General features: G+C 57.8%; 8 protein-coding genes. 4 read left to right on the forward strand and 4 right to left on the reverse strand.

Features of this window, described 5'->3' with window-relative positions; genetic code table 11:
• Positions 1–55: 55 nt before the first annotated feature.
• From IDH41_RS28135 to IDH41_RS28145, 3 genes are all read left to right on the forward strand, one after another.
• Positions 56–3,913, forward strand: a complete 3,858-nt coding sequence (locus IDH41_RS28135; RefSeq protein ID WP_223830139.1) for a response regulator — start codon at positions 56–58, stop codon at positions 3,911–3,913.
• Positions 3,914–4,014: 101 nt separating this feature from the next.
• Entirely contained in the window at positions 4,015–4,743 is a 729-nt protein-coding gene (locus IDH41_RS28140) for a response regulator transcription factor (protein ID WP_190867146.1), read from the forward strand.
• A gap of 227 nt (positions 4,744–4,970) precedes the next feature.
• Positions 4,971–6,245: a putative bifunctional diguanylate cyclase/phosphodiesterase gene (locus IDH41_RS28145; RefSeq protein WP_190867148.1), complete on the forward strand. Its 1,275-nt coding sequence runs from the start codon at positions 4,971–4,973 to the stop codon at positions 6,243–6,245.
• A gap of 22 nt (positions 6,246–6,267) precedes the next feature.
• Here the strand turns inward: IDH41_RS28145 and IDH41_RS28150 are convergent, their stop codons facing one another.
• The 3 genes from IDH41_RS28150 to IDH41_RS28160 all read right to left on the reverse strand — a co-directional run bounded on the left by IDH41_RS28150 (position 6,268) and on the right by IDH41_RS28160 (position 7,854).
• Positions 6,268–7,050 carry an arylamine N-acetyltransferase family protein gene (locus IDH41_RS28150; RefSeq protein ID WP_190867161.1) on the reverse strand — a complete coding sequence of 261 codons (783 nt, stop codon included), beginning with the start codon at positions 7,048–7,050 and terminating at the stop codon, positions 6,268–6,270.
• 256 nt (positions 7,051–7,306) lie between these two features.
• Complete coding sequence (locus tag IDH41_RS28155) at positions 7,307–7,525, reverse strand: hypothetical protein (protein WP_190867150.1); 219 nt, start codon at positions 7,523–7,525, stop codon at positions 7,307–7,309.
• A gap of 143 nt (positions 7,526–7,668) precedes the next feature.
• Entirely contained in the window at positions 7,669–7,854 is a 186-nt protein-coding gene (locus tag IDH41_RS28160; RefSeq protein WP_190867152.1) for a hypothetical protein, read from the reverse strand.
• A 338-nt stretch (positions 7,855–8,192) separates the two neighbouring features.
• Between IDH41_RS28160 and IDH41_RS28165 the strand changes: the two genes are divergently transcribed.
• Positions 8,193–9,074, forward strand: coding sequence for a serine/threonine protein kinase (locus IDH41_RS28165; RefSeq protein WP_223830136.1), 882 nt, complete (start codon positions 8,193–8,195; stop codon positions 9,072–9,074).
• On the opposite strand, the gene IDH41_RS28170 is transcribed toward IDH41_RS28165, so the two are convergent.
• Complete coding sequence (locus IDH41_RS28170) at positions 9,068–9,748, reverse strand: TraX family protein (protein WP_223830137.1); 681 nt, start codon at positions 9,746–9,748, stop codon at positions 9,068–9,070. The two genes, IDH41_RS28165 and IDH41_RS28170, sit on opposite strands and share 7 nt — an antisense overlap.
• Between the last annotated feature and the right edge of the window lie 345 nt (positions 9,749–10,093).

A 10,093-nucleotide genomic window follows, 5' to 3' on the forward strand; every position in this document is an offset into this window, starting at 1 on the left:
GGGACAGCATGGGGCAAGAAGGACGGGCGCAGGGGGGGACAGCAGCTTGAACGGGATGTCGTTACGGACCAAGGGCTTGATTCTAATCGTCCTTATTTCTTTCATTCCGCTGCTTATGGCCGGCATCGGCAATTATACGGCGGTGAAGCGGGCGATGCTTCAATCGGAAATCGAGAAGACGACCAGCAGGCTCGGCAGCCGCGCGAACGACTTGGCGTCCTGGATGGAAGTGCGCAAGGCCGAGGCGCAGGTAATGAGCCGCACCGAGGTGGTCCGCTCCGGTACGGACCGGGAACGGCTCGACTATTTCGGCCGCGAGCTTGTCCGCAGCGGCTTCAAGTATCATGCGATCGGTTACATAGACGCGAACGGAGTAAGCGTGAGAACGGACGGCGAGTCGCGGGACATGAGCGGGGAGACCTTCTACCGGGTTGCGATGGGAGGCAAGACCATGCTGACCGACCCGTACGAACCGGGCTTCTCGAACGAAGCCCAGTCGATCATCGCCGTTCCCGTCTACGGGGACGACTATGCGGTGAACGGCGTCGTGTACGTTGCGATTTCGTTCTCGAAGCTGAGGTCCTACATTGAAGATGAAGGGGAGGGCACGGTCACCCGGATGTTCAATGACGACGGGGACCTGCTCTACCGGACGGGATCGGAGACGGAAGACGTCCGTCAGCTTGTCGGCGAAGGGAGCGCGTATAACGAGATTAACCGGAGCATGCTGAGCTCCGGGGAGGGGATGACGAAGACGAAGATCGACGGCCATTCGTTCGCCGTCTTCCATACGAAGGTGCACGGGACGCCTTGGCGGATCGCGCTGCAGGAGCCGATGTCCAAGCTGGAAGAGATCGTAACCCCGATCTTCTGGCGCATCTTCTCGATGATCGCCGTGGCGGAAATCATCGTCGTCATCTTCTTCTTCCTCTACTTCGAGCGGATCGTCAAGCGGCTCGAACATATTTTGAGCGTCACGGAGCAGGCGGCCGCGGGGAAGTTCGAAGCGGAGCATCTGGCGGTGGAGCCGCATGACGAGGTCGGCCAGCTGGCCCATTCCGTCAACGGCATGATGGTGCATCTGCAGGAAATGTTCGATCGTCTGGAAGCGATCATAAACCAGAATCAGTACGCGTTTATCGTGCTGGACGATCAATACAAGGTGACGTATTTGAACCGGACCGCCGAAGAGATGCTCGGCTACAAGACGGGGGAGCTTGCGGGCGTTGCGACGCCGCTCCTGTTCATGGATATGGACGAAGTCTACGCCGAGGCGGAGATGCTGTCGGCCAGGCTCGGGCGCGAGGTGAAGCCGGGGCTGGACGTGTTCCGCGAGCTTCGCAAGGAAAGCTTCTCCTACGAGCGGGAATGGACGTTCATCCACAAGGACGGCACCCGGATTCCGACGCTGCACAGCTCGAACGGGCTGCGGGATAGGAACGGCAAGTTCTCCGGCGTCGTCGGCATGGTGCTCGATATTTCCGACCGCAAGCATGTCGAGCTCGCCCGCAACCGGCTGCTCGATATCGTCGAGTCGGCGAAGGATTTGATCGCGTCGGCGGATACGGACGGCAAGGTCATCTATATGAACCGCGCCGGCCGCGAGATGATCGGGATCGACAGCGTCGTAGGCAAAGAATATAAGGTTGCGGATTATATGCACCGGCAAATGTTCGTCGAGCTCGTCAAGGGAGCGAATCAGGCCCGGGAGCACGGCTATTGGGAGAGCGGCGTCCAGCTGCTGAAGGCAAACGGCGAACCGCTGCACGTGTCCATGGTCGTCGTCGCCCATCATAACGAGCATACGGGAGAGCTGTACTTCTCCTGCATCGCGCGCGACATCACCGAGCAGAAGGCCGTTCAGGAAGAGCTGGTCCGGGCGCGTCTCGAAGCGGAAGAGGCGAGTCAGGCCAAAGGCCGCTTCCTTGCGCTGATGAGCCACGAAATCCGGACGCCGCTGAACGGGATCATCGGACTTGCGCAGCTGATGCGCAAGACCGGCCTGTCCGCGTCGCAGAAGGATTACGTGGACAAGATGAACACCTCCTCCGAGACGCTGCTGCGGATCATTAACGACATTCTCGATTTCTCCAAAATCGAGGCGGGCAAGGTCGATCTCGAGCGGCTGCCGTTTCAGCCGGAAGAGCTCATGAACCGGTTGACCGATCAGCTGAGCGTCTTCATGGGCGGCAAGGAGCAGTTCGAATTTATGATCGACCTGCCGGAGAACTTGCCGCAGACGGTGATCGGGGACATGCTGCGCCTCGAGCAGGTGCTGCTGAACCTGTGCATGAACGCGATTAAATTTACGAATAGAGGCCGGGTGAAGCTGAAGCTGGACATCGCGGAGGAATCGGAGGAGCTCGTGAAGATCCGGTTTATTATCGAGGACACGGGCATCGGCATGAGCGAGGCGCAGGTCGAGAAGCTGTTCAAGCCGTTCACGCAGGCGGACGGTTCGACGACCCGCAAATTCGGCGGCACGGGCCTTGGCCTCGTCATTTCCAATTCCTTGGTCGAATTGATGGGCGGGACGCTCAAGGTCGTCAGCGAGGCGCGCGTCGGCAGCAAATTTTATTTTACGGCGCCGTTCGCCGTTACGCACAAGTACAGCGAGCCGCGCAGGCAAATATGCGACGAGATGCGGGAGCAGCCGCTCTGGATTGTCGAAGACAACAAGGAGATGGCCGAGCATTGGAGCGGCATCGTCGAAGCGTTCGGCTTAACGCCGATCGTCTTCCATTCCTGGAAGACGGCAAGGAACCGTCTGCGCCGGATCGGGGCGGGCGCCCTGCCGAAGCTGATCGTGCTCGATATGGAAATGCCGGATATGTACGGGGCGGAGACGTGGCTCGAATTCCACCGGGAAGCGGAAGCGGTCGGCGTGAAGACGATCGCGATGACGACCTCCTACGGCCGCGACGAAATGATGCAGCTGCCGAGCGAGCAACGGCCGCTGACGCTGCTCATCAAGCCGATTCTCCGGACTTCGATGCTGCGGGCGATCGACAACGCCATCGATCAGAAATCGATCGACGGGAACGGGCAGGAAGGCGAGGTCCCGCCGGCGCCGTCCTACGGGGAAGGGGAACGCACGCGGATATTGCTCGCGGAGGATAATAAAATCAATCAGCTCGTCGCGATCGAAATATTGAAGGAGCAGGGCTACGAGGTCGGCCTCGCCGAGAACGGGCTGGAGGTGCTCCAGAAGCTGAAGGAAGAGAGGTGGGATCTTATTCTGATGGATATCCATATGCCCCTGATGGACGGGGCGGAGGCGGTGCGCAAAATCCGCGCCCAATCGGAATATGACGAGATTCCGATCGTTGCGGTGACGGCGAACGTGCTGCGCAACGATCACGAGCGCTACTTGAAGCTCGGCATGAACGACGTCGTGACGAAGCCGGTCGCCTCCGAGCGGCTCCATACCGTCATTTCGTATTGGCTGAAGGAGGGCTGCAAGCTGATTCAGAGGCCCATGACGCAGCATGATACGGAAGCGGCCGCCAGCCAGGCGGCCGCGGCGCGGGAGGAAGAGCGCGCGCTGCCGGCGGTAGCCGGCATGGACGTGGACAGCGCGCTGGCCAGGGTGAACGGCAAGCTGCCGATCCTGCTGCACATGATGGAGCAGTTCGCGATCGACTACGCGCTGTTCGCCGACCAGCTGCGCATCATGCTTCATCAGCCGGAGCTTACGAATATGAAGCGGATGATTCATACGCTGAAGGGCGCGGCTGGCTATTTGTCCGCATACGAGCTGCAGGAGGCGGTACTCGAGGTGGAGCGGATCGTCAGGCAGCCGAAGCCGGTCAGGAAGCAGCTGACGACGGCGATCGACGCTCTGGAGGCGGCGCTTAAGCGGCTGCTGGCAGGACTGAACGGCGCGCTGGAGCAGTTCGACAAAAATGCCTAACAATTTTCTAACAAATTGTTGTCCCATTATTGAGGGTATTGTATAGTAGAGTTACAATCATAATTGACAGAAATCTGCAATCCTCAAAAAGGGTGACGACGATGTATAAGGTTCTAGTTATCGAAGATGACGTCATGATGAGCGATATGCTGTCTATGTATTTATCGGAAGAGGGCTATTCCGTGAAGCAGGCTTACCGCGCGGACGAAGGGCTGCGCCTGGCCGAGGAATTCGCCCCCGATCTGGTGCTGCTTGATTTGATATTGCCCGATCTGGACGGAATGGAGGTTTGCGCGCAAATTCGGAAGCGTTCGAACGTTCCCATTATGATTCTATCGATGAAGAGCGAAGTGTCCGAACGGGTGCAGGCATTGAAAGCCGGCGCGGACGACTATATGTGCAAGCCGTTCAGCATGCATGAGATGACCGCCCGGGTCGAGGCGCTGATCCGCCGCTCGAATTCGGTGCAGGCCGAGACCGCCCAGCAGACGGCTGCCGCAACGGAAGCTGCGGACGATGCCAATCCGATCCAGCTTGATTTCGAGCGAAGGCTGCTGCTTGTGAGGGGCCAGCTGGTGGAGACGACTTTTTCGGAATACGAGCTGATGAAGCTCTTTCTGGCCCACCCCGGCAAAGTGTTCAGCCGGGAGGAGCTTATTAATGCGATACGCGGCTTCGATTCATTCGTGACGGATCGTGCCATTGATGTACATATCGTCAATCTGCGCAAAAAAATCGAACAGAATCCGAAGGAGCCCAGGTTGATCCGGACGGTATGGGGCTTCGGCTACAAGTATACGGCCCAGCATTCCAGTTTGAGCCCGAGCTGAATATATGGATCAGGACCGCTCCGGGACGCCGGGGCGTTTTCTTTTACCGCGATCGGAGGCGCGCAGGCGCCGCCCAAGCTCACGCTTTCCTAACAACTGCATGGTAGGAACGCGGGCCGGACGGCTGTTAAAAACTTTAACAATCTCCTAAAGGCGGCCCGTGCATTTTTCTAATATTTTCATGCCAATATGGGATTAATTAATGTAAACGGGCGGTGAATGGAATAATGGATGCGTTGACCGGTTTGCCAGGCCGGAAGGAAGCTTTCGCGCAGCTTGAAGTGGCGGTGAATGCCGTGCGAGCGGCGGGGAAGCGGATGGTCGTGGCGCTTATCGACTTGGACCGGTTTCATGGCTTGAATGAAACGAAGGGCACGGAGTTCGGCAACTACGTGCTCAGCATGATCGGCAAGAGGCTGTCGGAAGCGAGGGGATCGTCCACCGTTAACCGGATCGGAGGCAATACGTTCCTCGTGGCGATGCCCGTCGGGCAAGACGAAACGCAAAGCCTGCGGGCGGTCGAAGTAATCAAAAACGCGGTCGAGCGCCCCATCGAGGTCGACGGTACGGAGCTGTACGTCACTTCGAGCATCGGCGCGACGCTGTACCCGCAGGACGGGCGGACGAGCGAGCAGCTCATATGCCGGGCCGAACTCGCCTTGCATCAGTCGAAGGAGATGGGCGGCAATCGGGCGAGGTTTTACAATACGGAGGATACGCGGCATCTGAATCGGCGGATCGATATCGAAGCCGCGCTTCGGCCTGCCCTGTATTTGCGTCAGTTCCATCTTAGCTATCAGCCGGTCTACCGAACGGCGGACGGGGGGCTTCGCGGCTTCGAAGCGCTCATCCGCTGGGTTCATCCCGAGCTTGGGACGGTCGAGCCGTCGGAATTCATCCCGATTGCCGAGCACAACGGGCTCATTATCCCGATCGGCGAGTGGGTGCTGCGGGAAGCGTGCCGCATGCTTGCGTCCCTGAACGCGAATGGAGCGGACAGCCTGATCATGGGCATCAACGTCTCGCCGCATCAGCTGAAGGATCCGACCTTCTCGAGGACCGTCCTGCATACGCTCAAAGAGTACGGCCTGCCTCCCGAGGCGCTCGAGCTCGAAATAACGGAGCATTCGAGCCTTTACGCCTCCGATGCGGCGATTACGGCGCTCAGCTGGCTTCGCGCCGCCGGCGTGCGCGTCGCGCTGGACGATTTCGGCACGGGCAGCTCCTCGCTCGCGAACCTGCTTCAGCTCCCCGTGCAATGCTTGAAAATCGACAAATCGTTTATCGGCAAAATCGACGCGGACAGCGCGGAACGAATTCTTGTCGAAGGCATCATTCAGCTCGTCCATAAGCTTGGGCTCGAGGTTCTGGCCGAGGGCGTCGAATTCGAAGAGCAATATTCGCGTCTTCGGGAATGGGGCTGCGATTACGTGCAGGGCTATCTGCTCAGCAAGCCGATGGAGTTAGGCGCCCTCGACCTGTCCGTCATCCGCCGCAGCTAGCCGGCGCGAGCGGCGCGGACCGTTACAGCACGATGCCGAAATATAAACGCAGCGCTTCGTTATATTCTTCCTCCGACCGCGGGGCGATCGTCTTCACGCCTTCGGCGTTAAAGATGCGGAACTCCTCCCCGGCGATCGTGTTGCGCCCCTCGGCGGTACGGATGGCGGCCATGGGATTGCTTACGAAGATCGAGTCGGGCGCATTCTCGCACCAATAGGAAGCCATCACGAAATCTTTCGGAAGCTTGGGCTCCTCGGTGAAGGAATACAGCCACCGCCAGTCGTCGCGATGGTGTTCGCACAGCACCCAGCCGTACTGCTCGTCTCTCTCCATCCGGTAGCGCTCGTCTCCTTGCTGCTGGATCAGACCCGGCGTCAGCTCGATCGGCCGCCGGGGCACGATCCCTCCTACGCCCACGTCGCACAGATAGCTCTGTCCGTCCGCTTCGACCTTTAGCACCTGATGCCGCTGCTTGGGCGGCGGATTCGGCTCGTCGCGCCAGAAGCGGGCGACGAGGTCGGTCACGGGATACCCGAGCTCCCTCAGCAGCCAGCCGAATAGGGCGTTCAGCTCGAAGCAGTAGCCGCCGCGGCGGCGGACGACGATTTTGTCGACCAGATCGTTGATATCGAGCGAGAGCGGCTGACGCCGCAAAATATCGAAGTTCTCGTAAGGCACGGCGTGCAAATGGCGTTCCTGCAATTCGGCCAGCGCCGCGGCGCTCGTGTCGATTGGGCCTTTGTACCCAATCCTCTCGAGATAGGCGCGTACTTCGGGCTTTAACGGATTGCTGCGATCGTTCATCATCTCGAAAGCCTCCCTGAATGGAATGGTTGTCAGGCACTGTACTGATTCGCCGCCTGCTCCGGCACCTCCTGTACAGGACCGGGGCGGCGCGCAAAAAAAGACCTGTCCCGGCACGCGCGGCGTGTCGACAGGTCTTATTTACTTGAAATATAACAATTTATAAGTTTTGTACTTATAGACAGCGTATATTTCATCGCAAAACGAACTTATTCCGCCAAAAGACGGAGTCAGCCGTTTGCACTTGGCCATGCGGTCAGGATACTTCAAGGTAGAGCTTCGTGCCGTCGTTATACTGAAAAATAGCGACGTCGCGTACCATTTCCACGGATTTGATGCGTCTCCATTTTTTGCGGAAATCAAAGTCTAGTTCCATTTCGTACAATTTATGAGAAAGCAGATCTACGGATGCGGATTGTTCGTTAGGGTAGTAGACAGGGACGGAACGACGTTTGAAGGTTATGACTTTCATCATTGCTGCTGCACCTCCGATCGATTTCCCCCATTCTAACTTAAACCTTTTAGCCCCTTATGAAACGGTCGTAAGAATTTTGTTTATTAATTTCATAAATTCCTAACAATCAACAAAATTCGACACGATTCGGGAACTGCCTTCGATTAACTGGAAAAGCTGCTGTATTTTTTCTTATAATATCCGTGTCCCTTAGGCGGGTAATGAGGCGGACGGTTCTGCGGATGATGGTAGCCCTTCTTGTAATCGCTGCTGCTATAATGGTGATGACCGTGGTGGTTCTTATGGCCTGTGACGGAGTGCAGTAAACGGTTAAGCAGTTGTTTAAGCATGAATTTGACCTCCTAAAAAGTTTTGTGAAGCAAAACTTCGCTTCGAAAGCATACGCCGAAAAATTTTGTGAAGCAAAACTTCGCTTCGAAAGCATACGCTAAAAAGTTTTGTGAAGCAAAACTTCGCTTCGAAAGCATACGCCGAAAAATTTTGTGAAGCAAAACTTCGCTTCGAATGCATGCTCATAAGTTTTGTGAAGCAAAGCGGGCTGCGAAAGCGTAAGCTTTCATATAGTAATTAGTACGCCGTTTTGCCGTTAAGGTTTCTAGGCGTTTGCCGGACTCCGCGGGAGAAGCCGTCTCAGTCGCGGCAAAAACGGTGCCGGGAGAGAGCGAATATGTGGAAGGTTGTGTCTGGAAAATGCTCGGCAATGATCCGCCGGTGGCGGGACTATCCGCTCCGGAACGGGATCGTCTGGATGGGCCGGTACCGCATTGACCGGTTTCTCGGCATGGGCAGCTACGGGCAAGCCTATGCGTGCACGGATACAGGGTCGGGCCGGACGGTGCTGCTCAAACGGAATAAGCCGAGCAAGAAGGAAATCGGCAGGCTGCTGCTTCGGCGGGAGAGCCGAATCTTGCGGGAGCTGCGGCATCCGCGGATTCCGAAATGGATCGGCTACGAGACGCGAGGCCGCGACGAAGCGCTTATTATGGAGCTCGTAGAGGGCGACGATCTGGAGAGTCGCTTGATGGCGCAGGGACGCGCGCTTACGCTGCGGGAGGCGCTCTGCATTGCGAAGGAGCTGCTGCGGACGCTCGGTTATTTGCACGGAGCGGGCTTCGTGCACCGGGACGTCCGAATTCCGAACGTCATGGCGAAGGACGGAGCCATTTATTTGATCGACTACGGACTTGCTTGCCGGATCGGCGAACAGCTCCCGGAGCCGCTGCGCTTAGGACTGAACGAGCCGGATCCGGACATGGCGGCCCCGGGGGCTGCGGCCGGCAGCGACAGCTGGTCCGCCTTTAAGCGGAAGATGAGGCGGCCGCTTCCTTCCAGCGACCTGTATGGGCTCGGCCACCTGTTCTTGTTCATCATGTATGCCGGCTACGAGCCGGAAGAAGGGCAGGCGGAGCGCAGCTGGGAGGAGGAGCTTGCGCTTCCGCGCCCAGTCGTCTTGTTCGTGCGGCGGCTGCTCGAGCTGGAAGAGCCGGGCTGGCAATCGGCCGATCAGTGCCTGCAAGAGCTGGATAGGCTTATGGCCGAGCTTCAATAAACGCGGTCGAGCAGGTCGAGGAAGCCCAAGTTGCCCGTATAGAACGAGACGACGGCCAGAATCGCCAGGTGAAGCGGGTAGAAGCTTCGCCAGACGATCCGCGGAACGCGGATCCTGTCGATGCTCCGCATGAAATCGGGCGCATAGACGAGGAGCACGGTCGCGAACACGCTGAAAATTTGCAAAAGCCAGCCTTTGGCGAACACACTCGCGACGTTCAGGATGAAGTGAAGCGGCGTCATCCATTGCGAGCCGGCGTATCGGTAGATCAGGACGAGCAGGACCAGATAGGCGCCGTAGCTGAACGGCAGCGCCTCAAGCAGGACGACGAAAGCCGCCGCGATCAAATACGGGACGGCGCGCTTTTCTTTATATTTGTCGAGAAGGCGCAGAAGCAGCAGACACATGAACAACGAGCCGACGGTGTTGACTTCGATCAGGTGAAAGGCGAATTGATACGGCAGCTGCGAGATTAGGGCAAGCACCGCGATGCGCGCCAAATAGCGGTTTATATTACTCGTTCGGAAATAGCCGAGCACGATGGCGTAGGCGTAGAGCGGCATCGCCAGCCGCCCGATGATGCGCCAGGCCGTTTCCTCCGGAAACCAGATGAGGCCGATATGGTCGATAAGCATCGTCAGCATGGCAACAAACTGAATCGAAATCACCTTCATTCCCCGTATTGTCCCCAGTATACCATAAGGGCCGCGCGGATGAAGGAAGAGAAGGGGAGGGTCTCCGGACGCCCGCCGGTGGCCTCTAACGGACCGAGACGCTCTTGTTTCGATGAAACGGCCCTATTTCTATTTGTAAAGGACCCGAGCGACGCTATTGGCACGAAATCTTCTGTTCCATGCTTCGATTAGGCGGAATAAGGTCGCTCAAGTCCGTTACATTCTCAAAAAGGCAATTGTCGGTCAAATAACGGCTTCCGGGTCCGTGCGCGCCTAGCAAAGCTGGGTACAACTAGCCGGTGAAAGTCCGGTCGGGGTAGGGGCCAAGCCGCCTCGTAGCTAGCA

This window comes from Paenibacillus arenilitoris (genome assembly GCF_014705655.1).
In the GTDB taxonomy this organism is placed as follows: domain Bacteria; phylum Bacillota; class Bacilli; order Paenibacillales; family Paenibacillaceae; genus Pristimantibacillus; species Pristimantibacillus arenilitoris.